Source organism: Streptomyces sp. NPDC056600, from assembly GCF_042792855.1.
GTDB lineage: Bacteria > Actinomycetota > Actinomycetes > Streptomycetales > Streptomycetaceae > Streptomyces.
This window is the reverse complement of the sequence record NZ_JBHTVQ010000004.1, coordinates 18,816-35,438: the sequence shown is the minus strand read 5'-3', so window position 1 is coordinate 35,438 and position 16,623 is coordinate 18,816. Positions and strand designations below refer to the sequence as shown.

Annotated in this window: 15 protein-coding genes and 1 tRNA gene; 9 read left to right on the top strand and 7 right to left on the bottom strand. The window is 71.9% G+C overall.

What is annotated here, in order from left to right:
* Nucleotides 1–46: 46 nt before the first annotated feature.
* Nucleotides 47–2,806, bottom strand: a complete 2,760-nt coding sequence (locus ACFRAV_RS03385; RefSeq protein WP_382551221.1) for a penicillin acylase family protein — start codon at nt 2,804–2,806, stop codon at nt 47–49.
* Between the two features lie 277 nt (nt 2,807–3,083).
* Here ACFRAV_RS03385 and ACFRAV_RS03380 point away from each other — a divergent pair, with 277 nt between their 5' ends.
* The 4 genes from ACFRAV_RS03380 (at nt 3,084) to ACFRAV_RS03365 (ending at nt 7,167) form a co-directional block, all read left to right on the top strand.
* Entirely contained in the window at nt 3,084–4,646 is a 1,563-nt protein-coding gene (locus ACFRAV_RS03380; RefSeq protein ID WP_382551217.1) for a potassium/proton antiporter, read from the top strand.
* Between the two features lie 237 nt (nt 4,647–4,883).
* Nucleotides 4,884–5,234, top strand: coding sequence for an FmdB family zinc ribbon protein (locus ACFRAV_RS03375; RefSeq protein WP_351113370.1), 351 nt, complete (start codon nt 4,884–4,886; stop codon nt 5,232–5,234).
* A 192-nt stretch (nt 5,235–5,426) separates the two neighbouring features.
* Nucleotides 5,427–6,269: an S-methyl-5'-thioadenosine phosphorylase gene (locus tag ACFRAV_RS03370; RefSeq protein ID WP_382551214.1), complete on the top strand. Its 843-nt coding sequence runs from the start codon at nt 5,427–5,429 to the stop codon at nt 6,267–6,269.
* A 169-nt stretch (nt 6,270–6,438) separates the two neighbouring features.
* Nucleotides 6,439–7,167, top strand: a complete 729-nt coding sequence (locus ACFRAV_RS03365) for a hypothetical protein (protein ID WP_382551211.1) — start codon at nt 6,439–6,441, stop codon at nt 7,165–7,167.
* Nucleotides 7,168–7,220: 53 nt separating this feature from the next.
* Here the strand turns inward: ACFRAV_RS03365 and ACFRAV_RS03360 are convergent, their stop codons facing one another.
* Complete coding sequence (locus tag ACFRAV_RS03360; RefSeq protein WP_382551420.1) at nt 7,221–7,523, bottom strand: hypothetical protein; 303 nt, start codon at nt 7,521–7,523, stop codon at nt 7,221–7,223.
* A gap of 163 nt (nt 7,524–7,686) precedes the next feature.
* On the opposite strand from ACFRAV_RS03360, the gene ACFRAV_RS03355 reads away from it, so the two are divergent.
* On the top strand, nt 7,687–8,415 hold the full coding sequence (locus ACFRAV_RS03355) for a DUF6227 family protein (RefSeq protein ID WP_382551208.1): 729 nt from the start codon (nt 7,687–7,689) through the stop codon (nt 8,413–8,415).
* A gap of 116 nt (nt 8,416–8,531) precedes the next feature.
* Here ACFRAV_RS03355 and ACFRAV_RS03350 read toward each other — a convergent pair whose 3' ends face one another.
* Nucleotides 8,532–9,041, bottom strand: a complete 510-nt coding sequence (locus ACFRAV_RS03350; protein WP_382551205.1) for a GNAT family N-acetyltransferase — start codon at nt 9,039–9,041, stop codon at nt 8,532–8,534.
* Nucleotides 9,042–9,285: 244 nt separating this feature from the next.
* Between ACFRAV_RS03350 and ACFRAV_RS03345 the strand changes: the two genes are divergently transcribed.
* Together ACFRAV_RS03345 and ACFRAV_RS03340 are read left to right on the top strand one after the other, a co-directional pair.
* Nucleotides 9,286–10,287, top strand: coding sequence for a sigma-70 family RNA polymerase sigma factor (locus tag ACFRAV_RS03345; protein ID WP_351113364.1), 1,002 nt, complete (start codon nt 9,286–9,288; stop codon nt 10,285–10,287).
* A gap of 393 nt (nt 10,288–10,680) precedes the next feature.
* Nucleotides 10,681–11,988 carry a M6 family metalloprotease domain-containing protein gene (locus tag ACFRAV_RS03340; protein WP_382551203.1) on the top strand — a complete coding sequence of 436 codons (1,308 nt, stop codon included), beginning with the start codon at nt 10,681–10,683 and terminating at the stop codon, nt 11,986–11,988.
* A 154-nt stretch (nt 11,989–12,142) separates the two neighbouring features.
* Here the strand turns inward: ACFRAV_RS03340 and ACFRAV_RS03335 are convergent, their stop codons facing one another.
* Nucleotides 12,143–12,379 (bottom strand): hypothetical protein, encoded by a 237-nt coding sequence (locus ACFRAV_RS03335; protein ID WP_382551201.1) that lies wholly within the window; start codon nt 12,377–12,379, stop codon nt 12,143–12,145.
* Nucleotides 12,380–12,515: 136 nt separating this feature from the next.
* On the opposite strand from ACFRAV_RS03335, the gene ACFRAV_RS03330 reads away from it, so the two are divergent.
* Nucleotides 12,516–12,591 (top strand) — tRNA-Arg (locus ACFRAV_RS03330).
* 70 nt (nt 12,592–12,661) lie between these two features.
* Here ACFRAV_RS03330 and ACFRAV_RS03325 read toward each other — a convergent pair.
* From ACFRAV_RS03325 to ACFRAV_RS03315, 3 genes are all read right to left on the bottom strand, one after another.
* Nucleotides 12,662–12,967 (bottom strand): PIN domain-containing protein, encoded by a 306-nt coding sequence (locus ACFRAV_RS03325; RefSeq protein ID WP_382551199.1) that lies wholly within the window; start codon nt 12,965–12,967, stop codon nt 12,662–12,664.
* 5 nt (nt 12,968–12,972) lie between these two features.
* The gene (locus ACFRAV_RS03320) at nt 12,973–13,245 is read right to left on the bottom strand and encodes a hypothetical protein (protein ID WP_382551196.1); all 273 of its coding nucleotides are present in this window, start codon (nt 13,243–13,245) and stop codon (nt 12,973–12,975) included.
* A 437-nt stretch (nt 13,246–13,682) separates the two neighbouring features.
* Nucleotides 13,683–14,273, bottom strand: coding sequence for a hypothetical protein (locus tag ACFRAV_RS03315; RefSeq protein ID WP_382551193.1), 591 nt, complete (start codon nt 14,271–14,273; stop codon nt 13,683–13,685).
* A 218-nt stretch (nt 14,274–14,491) separates the two neighbouring features.
* Between ACFRAV_RS03315 and ACFRAV_RS03310 the strand changes: the two genes are divergently transcribed.
* Nucleotides 14,492–16,537, top strand: coding sequence for a cell wall-binding repeat-containing protein (locus tag ACFRAV_RS03310; RefSeq protein WP_382551190.1), 2,046 nt, complete (start codon nt 14,492–14,494; stop codon nt 16,535–16,537).
* The last annotated feature ends 86 nt before the right edge of the window (nt 16,538–16,623 follow it).

The following is a 16,623-nucleotide window of genomic DNA, read 5'->3' as shown; positions in this document are numbered from 1 at the left end:
CCCGTGAGGGAACCGCCCCGGTGCGGTGGGCCCGGCGGGCATACCGTCACGGCTTCAGCGTGAGCGTCTCCTCCGTGGCCCGCTTCACCGCGGCCGCGGAGAACGGCCACTCGTACAGCTCTCCCTTCGCCCACGCGTCCGTCTGGTCCACGTAGTGCGAGCTGTACGCGTGCCCGGACGCGCCGGTGAGGTTGATCCACTTCGACTTGTCGAAGTCGTCGAGGTTCACCACCATCCGCATGGACGGCACCCAGACCACCCCGTACCCGCCGGCCGCGTTCCACCCCGTCGCGTCGACGGTGGACTCGCCGCCGCCGAGCTCCCAGGGCCCGCGGTTGAGCATGTGCTGGAGGAAGCCCGGACCGGCCGTGCCCATGGTCTGGTTCTTCAGGTACAGCGTGTGCAGCCGGCCCCAGCTCCAGCTGTCCATGTCCTTGCCGAGCTTCGCCGTCAGTTCCCAGCGCGCGTCGACCATGGCCCGCTCGAGCAGGGCGTCCCGGTCGTTCGTCGCGCCCTCACGGCCGCTGAGCGACTTGCCGGTGGTCCACCACTCGCTGTCCTCGTCCGCCATCAGGTTCCGCACGACCTCGAACCACCGGTCGCCGCCGTCCGGCTGGGCCTGCGTGGCGCTGCGCTGCCCGCACTCGCGGACCTTGTCCGCCTCCTCGGCGGGGCCGGTGGTGTTCACCGGCTCCACCCACAGGCACTGGCCCTCGACCCGCAGCTCCTTGGGAAGCTTGTTGCCGAACGCCAGCTTCAGGATGTTGCGCCACACGGCGTTGAAGTACGCGGCCGCCGCCGAGTCCGGGGTCTGGGTGCGGTCCCAGCTCTCCAGCAGCTCCTGCGCGTCGCGGACGTCGTCGTCCTCGAGGTCGATCTTCAGCAGCTCGGGCACCAGCAGCTTGGCGATCTCGCTGCTGCTGTCGGTCTGCATCTCGCGCATGTCCTCGGTCGAGACCTTGCCGCCGCCCTCGATCTTCGCCTTGACCAGGTCGTTGATCCGCTGGCTGCGGGCGCCGTAGGACCAGTCGCCGGTCAGCAGGTACGGGTAGGCGTCCTCGTCGACCACGGCCTGGTTGGCGGTGACGATGTAGCCGCGCTCCGGGTTGAACTCGTAGGGCAGCTCGTCCTGGTCGATCCAGCCGGTCCAGCGGGCGGCACGCTCCCAGCCGGGCGCCGGGAGCGCGCCGTCGTAGCCCTCGGCGCGGACCGGGATGCGGCCCGGCAGCTGGTAGCCGATGTTCTTCCGGTCGGCGTAGACGAGGTTCTGCGAGGGCACCTCGAACAGCTGGGCGGCCTCCCGGAACTCCTTCCAGTCGCGCGCCGTGTTGATGGCGAAGACGGCGTCCATGGTGCTGCCCGGGTCGAGCGCGGTCCACCGCAGCGAGACCCCGTAGCCGTCGCCCCGGTCGGGTGCGGCGGCCTTCACGCCGGCCTTCCTGCCCACCTGGACGAGCTCGTCGTCGCGGTCGGAGAGGAGCGGGCCGTTGTTGGTCTCGCGCACCACGATCTTCTTGTCGGCCCCGCCGGCGACCTTGATGGTCTCCTCACGGGTCCGGAAGGGGACGGTCTTCCCGTCGTACTGGTAGCCGTCGCGGCTGACCTTCTGCAGGTACAGGTCGCTGACGTCCACGCCGGAGTTGGTCATGCCCCAGGCGATCTGCGCGTTGTGGCCGATGACCACGCCGGGCATGCCGGAGAAGGTGTAGCCGGAGACGTCGTAGCGGCAGCTCGCGGAGACGGTGCGGCAGTGCAGGCCCATCTGGTACCAGACGGAGGGCAGCGCGGGCGACAGGTGCGGGTCGTTGGCCAGCAGCGGGGCCCCGCCCACGGTGTGCGATCCGGCGACCACCCAGGAGTTGGAGCCGATGCCGTTGCCGTTGACGCCGACCGCGGTGGGCAGCTCGTCCAGGGCGCCGTAGAGCCCGGCGAGCTGGCTCTGCAGCCCGGCCTGGTCCTCCGCCGCGACCCCCGGGAGGGTTCCGGCGCCGCCCTGCGCCTGCTCGCTCGCGGTGGCCTTCTGGTCCCAGGTGCCGGTGGCCTGCGCGTAGGCGCCCTCCTGCACGATCGTCCGGTTCCGCTCGAACGGGTAGCCCGGGTACAGGTCGGCGATCTGCTTCGCGTCGAGCCTGCTGGTCATCAGCGAACGGTCGATCTCGTCCTGCATGTTGCCGCGCAGGTCCCAGGCCATCGCCTTGAGCCAGGCCACCGAGTCGACGGGGGTCCACGGCTCCGGCGTGTAGTCGCCGGTGAGCGCGAGCGCCGCGTACTCCAGGGAGAGTTCGTCGCCCTCGCGGTCGCCGAGGTAGGCGTTGACGCCCTTGGTGTAGGCCCGCAGGTACTTCTTGGTGGAGGCCGACAGCTCCTTGTCGTACTCCTGCTGCGCGACGCGGCGCCAGCCGAGGGTGCGCAGGAACGCGTCGGTGCCGACCTGGCTCGCGCCGAACATCTCGGAGAGCCGGCCCGCGGTCAGGTGGCGGCGCACGTCCATCTCGTAGAACCGGTCCTGCGCCTGGACGAATCCCTGCGCCATGAACAGGTCTTCCTCGGAGTCGGCGTAGACGTGCGGCACGCCCTGGCCGTCGCGCCGGACCTCGACCGGGCCGGACAGGCCCTTGAGGGTCAGCGACCCGCTGGTCTGCGGGAACGAGGCACGGACGGTGCTGACCGTCCAGTACCCGCCGTAGACCAGGCCGCCTATGAGCGCGAGGACGACGAGAAGGACCAGGAGTCGGGCTTTGCGCCCCTTCTTCCTGCCGGACTTGCCGGGCTGCTGACCGGAAGAGGCGGTGGTGTTGGGGGGCATCGCTGTCCTTGCTGTCCTCACGCGAGCGGCGGGGCGGGCGGTGGTCAGTTCTGGGCGCGGCGGCGTGGCCCGACGTCGCGCTGGAGCAACGATAGGCGCACGGGGCGCGGCGGCTTGACGCGGCGTCTGTGAAGCCGTGGCATCAGGCGAGCGGGGTGTCCAGGGTGTCCCGTTCGTCCCGATGCGGCGTCCGGCGGGAGCCTTCGCCGGGGCGCGGAGTGGCGAAAGCGCGTCAAGAAAACGTCAAGAGTTAGGTAAGGTAACGAAAGACCTGCCGATGCCGTCCCGTGCGCACACGGGGCCGTTCGCAGCACCTCGGAGGGAAGGGAAGGGGCGCCAACTGTCTGTCGACCACCTCAACCAGCTTCTGCTCGGCGCCTCGCTCGTCCTCCTGGTGGCCGTGGCCGCCGTGCGCGTGTCCTCACGCAGCGGACTTCCGAGCCTCCTCATCTACCTAGGCATCGGCATCGGGCTGGGCTCCGACGGCATCGCCGGCATCGAGTTCGACAACGCCGCGCTGACCCAGGTCATCGGCTACGCGGCCCTGGTCGTGATCCTCGCCGAGGGCGGACTGGGCACCAAGTGGGGCCAGATCAAACCGGTGCTGCCGTCCGCCGCCGTGCTGGCCTCGGCCGGCGTCGCGGTGAGCGTGACAGTCACCGCCATGGCCGCCCACTACCTGGCCGGGCTGGAGTGGCGGCAGGCGCTCATCGTGGGCGCGGTGGTCTCCTCGACCGACGCGGCGGCGGTCTTCTCCGTGCTGCGCCGCATCCCCCTGCCGTCCCGCATCACCGGCACCCTGGAGGCCGAGTCGGGCTTCAACGACGCCCCGGTGGTCATCCTGGTCGTCTCCTTCTCCACCGCCGGGCCGTTCGAGCACTGGTACCTGCTGCTGGCGGAGATGGCGATGGAGCTGGCGATCGGCGCGGCCGTGGGCCTGGCGGTCGGCTGGCTGGGCGCCTGGGGGCTGCGGCGGGTCGCGCTGCCCGCCTCCGGCCTCTACCCCATCGCCGTGATGGCGATGGCGGTGACGGCCTACGCGGCGGGCGCCATCGCGCACGGCAGCGGCTTCCTCGCGGTCTACCTGGCGTCGATGGTGCTGGGCAACGCCCGGCTGCCGCACCACCCGGCCACCCGCGGCTTCGCCGACGGGCTCGGCTGGATCGCGCAGATCGGCATGTTCGTGCTGCTCGGCCTGCTGGTCAACCCGCGGGAGCTGGGCGACGACATCCTGCCCGCGCTGGTGATCGGCCTGGTCCTGACCATGGTGGCGAGGCCGCTGAGCGTGATCGCCTGCCTGTCGCCGTTCCGGGTGCCCTGGCAGCAGCAGGCGCTGATGTCGTGGGCCGGTCTGCGGGGCGCGGTGCCGATCATCCTGGCCACCATCCCGATGGTGGCCGGGGTGACGGGCAGCCGCCGGATCTTCAACATCGTCTTCGTGCTGGTCGTGGTCTACACGCTGATCCAGGGGCCGACACTGCCCTGGCTGGCCCGCAAGCTGCGCCTGGGCGACGACAGCGAGGCCTCCGACCTGGGCATCGAGTCCGCGCCGCTGGAGCGGCTGCGCGGGCACCTGCTCTCGCTGACCGTGGACAGGGACTCCCGGATGCACGGCGTCGAGGTCGGCGAGCTCCGGCTGCCGGTGGGCGCCTCGGTCACCCTGGTGGTCCGGGCCGGCGCCTCCTTCGTGCCGTCGCCCGCCACGGTGCTCCAGCGGGGCGACGAGCTGCTGGTGATCGCCACCGACCAGGTGCAGGACGCCGCCGAGCGGCGCCTGCGGGCGGTGGCCCGGGGCGGAAAGCTGGCCGGGTGGCTGGGTACGTCGGGGGCGGCCCGGTAACTCCGGCCGCGGCGGACCGGGGGGCCGGGGTGGTGCCCGTGGCGCTTTCCGTGGTGGTCCGCGCGGGGATAGTGGCACTTCCCGCGGTGGTCCGCGCGGGGATCGCGGCGCTTTCCGCGGTGGTCCGCGCAGTGGTTTCGGTCACCGGACGGGGTGCGGCAGTGGACTGACGGCGAGGAATGCGTCAAGATGGATCGTCGTTAGCACTCATTGAGTGAGAGTGCCAGGAGGAAGACAGTGCCGACCTACCAGTACCAGTGCACCGCGTGCGGCGAGGGCCTCGAGGCGGTGCAGAAGTTCACCGATGACGCTCTGACCGAGTGCCCGAACTGCCAGGGCCGCCTGAAGAAGGTGTTCTCGGCCGTCGGCATCGTCTTCAAGGGCTCCGGGTTCTACCGCAACGACAGCCGCGGCTCCTCGTCGAGCAGCTCCCCGGCCGCGAAGTCCGGCTCCTCGAGCAGCGGCTCGAGCTCGTCGGCCTCGTCCTCCTCCTCGACGTCGGGTTCGTCCACGTCGTCGACGTCGGCCCCCGCCGCCTCGTCGGCGCCGGCCTCGACCTCCTCGTCGAGCAGCAGCTCGGCCGCCTGACCCACACCTCGCGGGCCCCGCTCCGCTCCCGGTCGTCACCGGGAGGAGGCGGGGCCTTCGCGTGTCATGAGGGCATGGCTGGTCCGGGGCGGTGTGCGGGGCAGCGCAGGGGGGCGGTGTGCGGGGCCGGACGGTGAGCTGCGGTGGCCGGGCCGTGTCGGTCCCCGCGAGGAAGGGCCTAAGGTTCGGGCCATGGTGAACACGGTGAGCGCCGAGATCGGCGTGATCGGCGGGTCCGGCTTCTATTCGTTCCTCGACGACGTGACCGAGGTCGCGGTCGAGACCCCCTATGGGCAGCCCAGCGACTCGTTGTTCGTCGGCGAGATCGCCGGCCGCCGGGTGGCGTTCCTGCCCCGGCACGGGCGCGGGCACCACCTGCCGCCGCACCGCATCAACTACCGGGCCAACCTCTGGGCGCTGCGGTCGGTGGGCGTCCGGCAGGTCCTCGGCCCCTGCGCGGTCGGCGGCCTGCGGCCCGAGTACGGGCCGGGCACGCTGATGGTGCCCGACCAGCTGGTGGACCGCACCAAGTCCCGGGCCGGCAGCTACTTCGACGGGCTCCCGCTGCCCGACGGCACCGTCCCCAACGTCGTCCACGTCTCCCTCGCAGACCCCTACTGCCCCGCCGGACGGGCCGTCGCCCTCAAGGCGGCGCGCGGTCGCGACTGGGAGGCCGTCGACGGCGGGACCCTGGTGGTGATCGAGGGGCCCCGCTTCTCCACCCGCGCCGAGTCCCGCTGGCACGCCGCCCAGGGCTGGTCCGTGGTCGGCATGACCGGGCACCCCGAGGCCCCGCTCGCCCGCGAACTGGAGCTCTGCTACACCTCGCTGACCCTGGTCACCGACCTGGACGCGGGCGCCGAGACCGGTGAGGGCGTCTCCCACGAGGAGGTGCTCCAGGTGTTCGGCGCCAACGTGGACCGCATGCGGGACGTCCTGTTCGACGCGGTGGCGGCGCTCCCGGCGTCCGACGCGCGCACCTGCCTCTGCGCCGGTGCGCTGGGCGCCCAGGACCCGGGCTTCGCCCTCCCGTAGCTCTGGGGCCTTGTAGCTCTGGAGCCCTTTGGCCCTATAGCTCCTCAGCCCCGTGGCCCTGGCGTCTTCTCCCCGGTCTTCACTCTCCCGAGTGAGCTGTGGACGAGGGTTCGCCGAGGGTTGTCCACAGCCTCCGGCAGGGGTTGCGGAAATGGGTCAGCGTGGGCCCATGAACGTGAACGTCACGAACACCTGCGCCCCTACTCGCGCGGCGGCCAGGCGCACCCCGACCGCGCACACCGCCACCCCGCCCTGGCGGGACGCCTGTGCCCACGGCTGCTCCGGCGCCGCCGGCTCCCCCGACGCCCCGCTGCGGCGGCTCGGGCCGGGCGGGGTGCCCGCCCCGGGCAGCGTCCCGCTCTTCGCCCCGCTGCGGGTGCCCGGCGGGCGCCTGCGCGGCGGACGGCCGGTCCGCGCCGCGCCCCGGGTGCTCGCCGCCGCACTGACGGCCGTGGCGGTGACCGCCCTCGCCCCGGGGCCGGCCACTCCTGCCGCACCGGCGGCGTCCTCGGCGTCCTCCGAGACCTCGGTGCCGTCGGCCCGCGCGGGCGGGAGCGGGGCAGGGGGCGCGCCTCAGGGGGTACCACCGCCGGGCGGGGAGCGGGTGGAGGCGCCGGTGCGGCTCGCGGATCCGGCCGTCGCGGCGCTGCTGCGCCGCGGGGACCTGGTCGACGTGGTGGCCGCCGGGCCGCGAGGCCGTCCGCGGGTGCTGGCGCGCGGGGTGCGGGTCGCCCGGCTGCCCGGACCGCCGGGGCCGCCCGGACCGGCGGACCTCGACACGGGCGGCGCGACCGGCGGGGCGCTCGTGGTGCTCTCCGCGCCCCGCACCGCCGCGGTGCGCCTGCTCGGCACGGCGCCGGAGGACCGGCTCACGGTGGCCTTCCGGAGCGGGCGTTGAACGGCGCCGGCACGGCGGCTGGCCGCGGACGAAGTGGCTGCGGGCCCGGTGGCTCAGAGGTGGTGCGGCGGCTTCTCGTCGAGGAAGCGGCGGAGGTCGGCGGCGGCGTCCCCACCACCGCGCGGACGCTCGCCCCAGCCACGGTCGGTGTCGTCGGAGGACTGCTGGTCCAGCGGGTCGTCGAAGACCAGCGCGGCCTTGGGCCGACGGGGCGCGGCCGCGTGGGCGGGGGCCGGGGCGGCGTCGGCGGCGGGGCCGGACGGCGTGCTGCCGGTGCCGCCTGGGGTACCGGTCTGGGCGTCGGCCGAAGGGTCGGCCTGGGCGTCGGCCGCGGCGTCGTCGGAGGAGGAACTCATCCTTCAAGCGTACGACCGGCGTACGCCTCCGCCTCAGGGCAACCTCCCAGGGGAAGTACGCGTCTCAACAACCGTACGTTTTCTCGGTTCCCGGACATGATGTCCGAGCGAGGGGCTACGGTATGCACCCACAAGGTGACAAGCAGCGACGCTGGGAGCAGCCTTGAGCGTTCCGTACGAGACAGCGGCGTACCCGGAGGAGCACCTGGACCGGCTCCTGGGCCGCGCCCTGAACTCCTTCGAACTGCCCGACGAGGTCCTGACGCGGCTGCACTCCGCGCTGGCGTACGACGGCTCGCTCCATTCCGCCCACCACAGCGCGGGCCTGTACCGGGAGACCCACCGGCACACCTGGCTGCTCTCCGACGGCTCCGTGCTCACGCTGTGGGAGCTCGTCCACAACACCGCGGCGGGCGGCCTGGTGCGGCACGAGGTCTACGCGGACCTGGAGGAGCTGTCCGCGGCCACGGGCCGGCTCCCCCTGCCGTCCGACGAGCCGGCCCTGGCGCCGATGGACGCGCTGCGCCTGCCTCCGGTGCGGCTGCCTCCCCTGACGGGCTTCGCGCCGCCGTACGCGCCCGCCGACTCGGCGGACCACCTGCGCCGGCTGCTGCGGCGCGCGGAGAACCCGGACCGCCCCGGCCCGGACGCCGCGGCGGCCCTGCGGGCGGCGTACGCGCACGAGATCATCCAGGCCTTCGGACCGCCGTGCCGCACCGGGACGGGGCTGTGCCTGTCCCTGTACGAGCACGCCTTCCTGCTGCCGGGCGGCCGCCGTACCTCCCTGTGGGAGGTCGAGCACACGGCGACGCCGGACGGACGCCACATGTGCGAGGTCTACCCGACCGAGGCGGCGGCGCGGGCCGCGATGGAACGTCGCGTCGAGCCGTAACGACCGCCCCCAGCGGTACGGCCGCACCGCCGGCCCGCCGGCCCGGCGCGGGCCGAACCGTCCGGTCCGGCCCCGCCCGATCAGATCCCCTCGACCCCTTCGATCTCCTCGATCCCTTACAGAGCCTTCTCGAACCAGGCCACGTCCCAGTACCGCCCGAACTTCCACCCGACCTCGCGGAACACCCCGACGGGTTCGAAGCCGAAGCGCCGGTGCAGTCGCTCGGACGGCTCGTTGGGCGGGACGATCGCCGCGTAGGCCCGGTGCACGTCCTCGTCCGCCAGCGCCTCGAACAGCGCCCCGTACAGCCGGCCTCCCACCCCGCGGCCGGTCACGCCCGGCGCCAGGTAGACCGTGCACTCGACCGAGCTCAGGTACGCGGGCTTCGGGCGGAACCGGCCGGAGGTCGCGTATCCGAGCACCTCCCCCGTCCCCGCGTCCTCCGCCACCAGCAGGCGGTGCGGCCCCTCCGGGGAATACGAGGCCAGCCAGGCGCGTCTCTCCTCGGGAGTGAAGATTTCCGTGTCGAACGTGTAAGGCGTCTCACACACGTAGTGGTTGTAGATGGCCGTCAACGCCCCGAGGTCCTGTTCGGCACCGGCCCTGACCTGTACTTCCTCACCCACCGTGTTCCTCCGTCTCCGCGGTGCGGGCGGGCAGGGTACTGCATGCGGGAGGGACTCGTGGGACCGCGCGGGAATTCTGTCCCATTTCCGGTCGTTGTATCCCACGGATGCCGGGCACCCGGTGACAGTGAGGCTCACACGCTTCAACGTCACGCCGAGCCCGCCGGGGGTGATTCACGGCCGCCCGGGAGGCCGGCGTCCACAGCTGGAAAACGTCCGCCCACCATCGTTAGGGAGCACACGCATGGCAACCCGTGCCGTCGCCCGTCGCAAGTCCGCCACCTCCGGCGGGACGTCCGACGCGGCACGCAGCGTTCGCGCCCATGGCGGCGAGATCGCGGACCGCGACCTGGTCGGCATGTACCTGGACGAGATCGCGCGTACGCCGCTGCTCGACGCCGCCAAGGAGGTCGAGCTGTCCGAGACGATCGAGGCGGGCGTCTTCGCCCAGCAGATCCTCGGCGGCGAGGCGGAGTCGAAGTCCGACGCCACCCGCGAGGAGCTCGAGGCTCTGGTGGAAGCGGGAGAGCGGGCCAAGGACGTCTTCATCCGGTCCAACCTGCGTCTGGTCGTGGCGGTCGCCCGCCGCTACCCGCGCAGCGGGCTGCCCCTGCTGGACCTGATCCAGGAGGGCAACGCCGGTCTGGTCCGCGCGGTGGAGAAGTTCGACTACCGCAAGGGCTTCAAGTTCTCGACCTACGCGACCTGGTGGATCCGTCAGGCCATCACCCGGTCCATAGCCGACCAGTCCCGCACCATCCGGCTCCCCGTCCACCTGGTGGAGGAGCTGGGTCGCATCCGCCGTGTGCAGCGCGAGTTCAACCGCGAGCACGGCCGCGACCCGGAGCCCAGGGAGATCGCCGAGGAGCTGGGCGCCACCCCCGAGCGCGTCACCGACGTGCTGGACTGGGCGCGCGACCCCGTCTCGCTGAACATGTCGGTGGACGACGAGGGCGAGACCCAGTTCGGCGACCTCCTCGAGGACACCTCCGCGGTGTCGCCGGAGCAGTCGGTGCTCACGCTGCTGCGCAGCGAGGAGCTCGACGGCCTCATCAACCACCTCGACCAGCGCACGGCCTCGATCATCAAGATGCGCTACGGCATCGAGGACGGCCGGGAGCGTACGCTGACAGAGGTGGGCAAGGAACACGGCCTCACCCGTGAGCGCATCCGGCAGATCGAGAAGCACGCCCTGCTCGAACTGAAGAAGCTGGCCCGCGACACCGGGTTCGACGCCGCAGCGTGACTTTTCCGCCGTGATCCCGCCGTTGCGGCCCTCGCGCAACGGCGGAAAACGACCGCGTGAAGCTCCCCAGCGCGGGCACAACAACTGGGCCGGCCCCTTACAGGCCGCCCCTCCCATACCGGGCCCCGGTGCACTCCCCCCGGCATCGGGTCCCGCCCGCCGAGCCTCGGCGTCCTCTCCCCCCGTGGACGTCCGGGGCTCGGCCCTTTTCTCCGCGGGCCTTCTCCGCAGGTTCGGCGCCTCGCGACGCCCGCGCCCTCCGCCAAACCTCTTCTCCGCGAAAACCCCCGACCGGCCCCTCCCAGCGAGCGACGGTCACCGGCTCGGCCGAGGGTGATCGCAGGGGCGGCCCGGAGCACCGACCGGCCGCCACGGCGGAGTGGGAGGCCGAGCATGCCGCGCAGCGTGTACCGCCGCTCCATACCGGGCGACGGGGCGGGCCTCACCCGTTCCCGTCGGATCGCCTCGATGGCCGCCCTGTGCGCCCTCAGCCTCGCCGTGTGCACCTCCGCGGTGAACGAACGCACCGAGGACCCGACCACGGCCGGCCCCGTCCCTCCGGCCCGCGCCGCCGTGGGGCTGGCCCCCTGCATGATCAGCGGCGGCCTGGACGCCCAGATGTCCGAAGGCGTGCCCACCCCGGCCGGCTACTCCTCCGCCACCGGCACCGTCCGCGCCCTGACCCTGATGGTCGACTTCCCCGACGCCCACGGCGAGGGCGACGCGATGGACCGGTACGCCGAGTTCTTCCCGCAGACCCAGGACTGGTTCCGCACCAGCTCCTACGGCCGCCTCGACTACCGCGCCGACGCCCCGGTGAAACGGTGGCTGCGCATGCCCAAGGACTTCGACGAGTACGGGATAGAGCGCGGCGCGCCGTTCGACCCGTCCTACCGCGGGCTGGTCGAGGACATCGTCGACGAGGCCGACGCGGACGTCGACTTCCGCCGCTACGACCTGCTCAACATCCTGGTCACCCCCAACGCCGGCCCCTCCGCGCTGGACACCGTGCTCTCGGTGACCTTCGCCGCCAACACCGAGGCCCCGGTCGCCGACGGAGTCCCCGTCTCGCACGCCTCGTTCGTCTACTCCCGCCAGGATGACGGCTCCGGCAGCTACGGCCGCACCGGCTACCGGGTCCTCCCCCACGAGAACGCCCACGTCTTCGGGCTGCCCGACCTCTACACCCACGACGGCGGCGGGGCGGCCGGCCACTGGGACATCATGAGCGAGGACTGGGGGGCCAACAACGACCTGCTGGGCTGGCACAAGTGGAAACTCGGCTGGCTGGACGCCGGCCAGGTCAGCTGCGCGGCACGCTCCGACTCCACCTCCGACCACGTGCTGACCCCGCTGGCCCGGGCCGGCGGCCCCAAACTGGTCGTCCTGCCGCTCGACGAGGACTCCAGCTACGCCGTGGAGGTCCGCACCCAGGAGGGCAACGACGAACTGGTCTGCCGACCGGGTGTCCTCGTCTACCGCGTCGAGGCGGGCGTCGAGACGGGCCAGGGGCCCGTCACCGTCCACGACCACCGGCGCGACAGCGGCGGCTGCACCCACGCTCCCAACGTCCACGCCGAACTCTCCGACGCGACCCTGACCCCCGGCGACACCTTCACCGACCGCGACAACGGCATCCGCCTCCGCGTCCTCGCCAAGGGCCCCGGCGACACCTACCGCCTCCGCGTCACCCGCGACTGACCACGCCGGGCCTCACGGTCCCCGGCGCGGCTCCGGCCCACCCCTCCACGCCCGACCTCCCGCACCTCGGCCACACGGTCCCCGAGTCGCTGCCGCGCACCCCTACGTCCGCAGGTCCCCGCGCCTCACCCCTCAAGGTCGCCCGGAGGCGCCCCTACGCGCGGTGCCGCGCGTACAACTCCAGGTGGCCGCACCCCACGCACCGGAACGCCTCGATCTCCCACCGCTCCCGCCCGAACCGCTTGGCGCCCCCGAAGATCCCCCGCTCCAACGGCCCGGCCACCCACCGCGCGAATCCCCGTGACCCCTCCCCCGCGTCCTCCACGAACCCGGGCTCCAGCTCCCCGGCCCCGCACTGCCCGCACCGCTCGCCCCTCGGCTCCTTGTCCATGCCGCGGAGCCTAGGCCCACCGGCCCCCGTGGCCCACACCCCCGACGACCGCAGCTCACGCCGCATACTCCCCTCACCCACGAGCCCTCACCCGCTACACTGACCCCCGGCGGTCCGGCCCTCGGCCAGGCCTCCTGCCTTCGTAGCTCAGGGGATAGAGCACCGCTCTCCTAAAGCGGGTGTCGCAGGTTCGAATCCTGCCGGGGGCACCACTGCAGAGGCCGCCCAGGAACTTCCCTGGGCGGCCTCTGCAGTGCACGCCTACGGTCCCTCACGCCCTGGTCAGACCAACTGTTCCCATGGGTTGATCACCATGGCACCGGTCCGGGCCAGGTGCTTGATGTTGCGGGTGGCCACCGTCCAGCCGTTGGCCAGGGCCGTGGCGGCGATCAGTGCGTCCGGTGGGTCGATGCCGGCGCCGGCTGATTTCAGCGCCTTGTGGATGCTCAGGTACGCGGCTGCTTCCGGTTCACCGATCGGTGCGATGCGCCCGGCGTAGTCGTGCCGTACGGCGGCGAGCGCCTGCGCGTAGCGGGCCTTGCGCACGGGGTCCGTCGTGGCGTCCACGCCTGCCTCGATCTCGGCCATGGTGATCACACGGCGTCCGGCTGTTCGTCGTAGGAGCGGGCTCCGAACTCCATGCCCTCGAAGGGCCGGGACAGCAGGAACTCCTCGAAGCCGTCGTTGCTCAGGGCCACCCAGCGGTTCAGCATCTCGGGCAGAGCCTCGATCTCCGTGTCGGCAAGCTCCGCATCGAAGTGCCGGCGCTGGTCATCCGGCAGGGACTCCCGGATGTCACGGATGGTCCGCAACGGGTGCGCCGTCGGTTGCGGCGGGTGAGGAACCTCGCTCGGGGCGGTGGTCATCGGCATCCCCTCCGCTGTATCGCGCCGTGTGCTTCTAGGGTCCCAGGTTAACGGCGTCCGGTCCGTTCGCTCAGCTCTTCCGAGAGCCACACCACCTCCCGCAGCCAGGGACCGGCCCGTCGGCAGACTGAACGGCGGTCGGCCTGACCGGATCGTCCGCAGCACACCTACAGCACACATGAGGCCGGGAATTACTGCGAACGGCTGAGAAATGGCGAGGCGCATTTCTGCAGGTCAAACAGGCATCGGCGACCATTTACCCAGGTCACAGCCTCGCCCGGAGGGATCTCCTAAAACGGGTGTCGCAGGTTCGAATCCTGCCTGGGGCACAGCAAGAAGGGCCAGTTCAGAGGCGGAAGCCTCGCGAACTGGCCCTTCGTCGTGACAGTCGCCGTTCCACGGACCTCAGGTTGGTCCGTCACCGTCCGCACGGCGGATCATCGCTCCGCGAGGGTCGGAGATCCTCGGTCACCGACCGCGGCCGGCGTCACGTAGACGGGGGATGCGCGGTAGGCCTCACGTCCCACGGCGGACAGCGGCGGCTTCCACAGATGGACCCCGTGCTGCCTCTCCCACCAGCTCGCGGTCTTCCAGGTGTACACGAGGTTGAGGACCAGAATCAGCTGGAGACCCGCGGCGCTGAAAGGCGCGTGAAAGCCGTAGGCGATCAGCAGCATGACGGGGCCGATGGCTGCCATGCGGAGGCTGCCACGTCGAAGGTGCCGGTTCCGCTCCTCCCTCTGCCGCGACACCGCCGCTTCACCGACCGCCACGGCGGAGCCGAAGGCACACAGCTGACGCGGTCGTGTGGCCAGCAGATTGACCGCCCACAGCAGCAGCAGGAAAACAGCCACGGCGGTCTGAGGGCGTCCTCCCGTGCCCGACAGGCCCAGGTCGTCCATGGTCGTAAAGAGCACCACGTTCGCGGCCATGCCCACCAGCACCCCGACAACGCCCTCCCCGGCCTCGGCGTGGACGATCCGCACAAGCGGCGCGCCAGCCGCGGTGGTTTCACTCTCGCTCGTCACGGATCGCATCGAACACGCACCGTGCCGCCCCCGTCCAGAGCCCGCCTCGTCTCCCTGGCTTCGGGAAGTTGCCTGGTGAGAGGCCCGGCGGCTCCCCCTGCCGACGACCACTGATGTTGCTGCGCGCTCCGGAACTCTGTTCCCCTGCGTCGCGGGGGGATCTACAGTTGCTCAGCCCCGTGTGGGGCTTGTGTTCGTGATCCTGGGGGGTCGACACCTTGAGACTGTTCACGCGCCGCCGTGCCGCGGCGCTCGCGACCGCGGCGGCGCTCGCCGCGGTGGGCATCCTGGCGGGCGCTCCTGGAGCCGCCGCCAACGACGCCGGGCCCTGGCCCGGCACCGAGGGCAAGATCCTCACCGACGGTCCGACGCTGGTCGATCCGGCCACCGGTACCGCCACCCCGGTGGGCAGCCACGGGGGGTACTACGCCGCCTGGGCCCCCGACGGCAGCCGTGTCGTCTCCGAATGGGGCGAGCTCGCCAGCGAACGGCCCGACGGCAGCTCACGCTTCACCCTCCCCTGGGCGGAGGGCGTGCGCTCGAGCGCCGAGCAGAAGGACATCACCTTCTGGTGGGGCGGCCGGTACGTCGTCTACTCCACCGGCGGCCAGCTCGTCTACGGCCCCTCCGACGCCTCGTGGGCTCCCAAGCCCCTGCTGTCGGCCACCCAGGAGCCGGCCACCGTCTGCGACGAGGACCCGACGGTCAGCCCGAGCGGCCTGGTGGCCTTCTCCCGCCGCATCAACTACGGCTGCTACGACAACGACGGCGTCTGGGTCTACGACTCGTCCGCGAACACGGTCAAGCGTGTCATCACCGACGCCGCGCAGCCCGCGTTCTCCCCGGACGGGACCAAGCTCGCCTTCGTCCGCCACGTCGGCGGCGGGTTCAGCCAGCTCTTCGTCGCGAACGCCGACGGCACCGACGCCCAGCAGATCACCACCGACGGGCGCGGCTACGCGAACCCGTCCTGGTCGCCGACCGGCGCCCGGATCATCACCGACGTCCACACCTCCGGCGACAGCACCGACGTGCACACCACGGAGTACGTCGACGTGGCCACCGGCGTGACGACCGCGGTCCCCGGCACGCCGCAGGGCAGCAACCCCAGCTGGCAGCCGTTGCGCAAGAACACCGCCGGCCGCGTCTGGGGCTCCGACGTCTACGCCAGCAACATCGCGTCCTCGCGCTGGACGTGGAACACCTACGGCGGCACCAAGGTCCCGGGCCTGATGGATGCCAAGGCCGCCGTTCTGATCAACCGGGACTCCCCGTCGTACTCGCTCACCGCGCCCGCCCTGGCCGGCAAGAAGCACGGCCCGGTGCTCGGGACCAGCAAGAGCGGCTTGACGACCGCGGTGAAGAACGAGCTGAAGCGCACCCTGAAGCCGGGCTCGGCCGTCTACCTCATCGGTGGCACGTCCATCCTGACCAGCACGGTCTCCTCGCAGGTCACGTCGCTCGGCTTCACCCCGAAGCGGCTGTCCGGGGCCGACCGCTACGCCACCTCGGTCGCCGTCGCCAAGTCGGTGACGAGCAGCCCGAAGTACGTCTTCCTGGCTACCGGCACCGACTACCACTCGGCGCTCGCGGCCGCCTCCGCGGCCGGCGCTGACGGAACGAGCAGTGCCGGCAGCGTCGTGCTCAACAACGGCAACTCGCTGTCGTCGTCGGTGAAGTCGTACCTGAACAGCCTGAACCCGAACAACACCATGATCATCACGGTGGGTTCCTCGGCGAAGTACGCGCTGACGCACACGCAGTTCTCCAACTGGCCGTCGACGTACTCGTACTACCCGATCACGGCCTCCACCCACGAGGCCACCTCGGTCGCCGTCGCCAAGTTCTGGTGGAGCGCGCCGAGCACGGCGGCGCTCGCCTACACCGAATCCTGGCGCGGCGGGGTCTCCGCGGGCGCGGCCATGAACGTGTTCGGCCCCGTCCTGTGGACCTCCAAGGACAGCCTCTCCGGTGAGGCCAAGAGCTACCTGCTGCGTGGGTCGGCGGGGACGAACTCGGTGACCGCTTTCGGCGGCACGGCTTCGGTCTCCAAGGCCGCGCTGGACACCGCGGGCGCGGCGATCAGCGCGAGCGCGAGCCAGTTCGTGTACCAGCCGTACTACGACGGCGCCATCACGACGGCCTCCCGGCAGAGCGCCTACGCGGCCCGCACCAACGGCGGACAGCCCGCCACGGTAGCCCGCAGCGGTCCGACGGGGGCGGACCCCCACCTGGAGTCGCTCAAGACGGTCCAGCACCAGTAGTCCGGCCGGGGCGTGTCCCGCACGCCCCGGAGTCACACCCACGGAGAACGGCCCCCGACCGTCTTGCCCGGTCGGGGGCCGTTCGC

What these genes read in the sequence shown, in the direction of transcription:
- ACFRAV_RS03385 (WP_382551221.1), bottom strand. Translation starts at nt 2,806, where the DNA reads ATGCCCCCCAACACCACCGCCTCTTCCGGTCAGCAGCCCGGCAAGTCC.
- ACFRAV_RS03380 (WP_382551217.1), top strand. Translation starts at nt 3,084, where the DNA reads ATGCCGTCCCGTGCGCACACGGGGCCGTTCGCAGCACCTCGGAGGGAA.
- ACFRAV_RS03370 (WP_382551214.1), top strand. Translation starts at nt 5,427, where the DNA reads ATGGTGAACACGGTGAGCGCCGAGATCGGCGTGATCGGCGGGTCCGGC.
- ACFRAV_RS03365 (WP_382551211.1), top strand. Translation starts at nt 6,439, where the DNA reads ATGAACGTGAACGTCACGAACACCTGCGCCCCTACTCGCGCGGCGGCC.
- ACFRAV_RS03360 (WP_382551420.1), bottom strand. Translation starts at nt 7,523, where the DNA reads ATGAGTTCCTCCTCCGACGACGCCGCGGCCGACGCCCAGGCCGACCCT.
- ACFRAV_RS03345 (WP_351113364.1), top strand. Translation starts at nt 9,286, where the DNA reads ATGGCAACCCGTGCCGTCGCCCGTCGCAAGTCCGCCACCTCCGGCGGG.
- ACFRAV_RS03340 (WP_382551203.1), top strand. Translation starts at nt 10,681, where the DNA reads ATGCCGCGCAGCGTGTACCGCCGCTCCATACCGGGCGACGGGGCGGGC.
- ACFRAV_RS03335 (WP_382551201.1), bottom strand. Translation starts at nt 12,379, where the DNA reads ATGGACAAGGAGCCGAGGGGCGAGCGGTGCGGGCAGTGCGGGGCCGGG.
- ACFRAV_RS03325 (WP_382551199.1), bottom strand. Translation starts at nt 12,967, where the DNA reads ATGGCCGAGATCGAGGCAGGCGTGGACGCCACGACGGACCCCGTGCGC.
- ACFRAV_RS03320 (WP_382551196.1), bottom strand. Translation starts at nt 13,245, where the DNA reads ATGACCACCGCCCCGAGCGAGGTTCCTCACCCGCCGCAACCGACGGCG.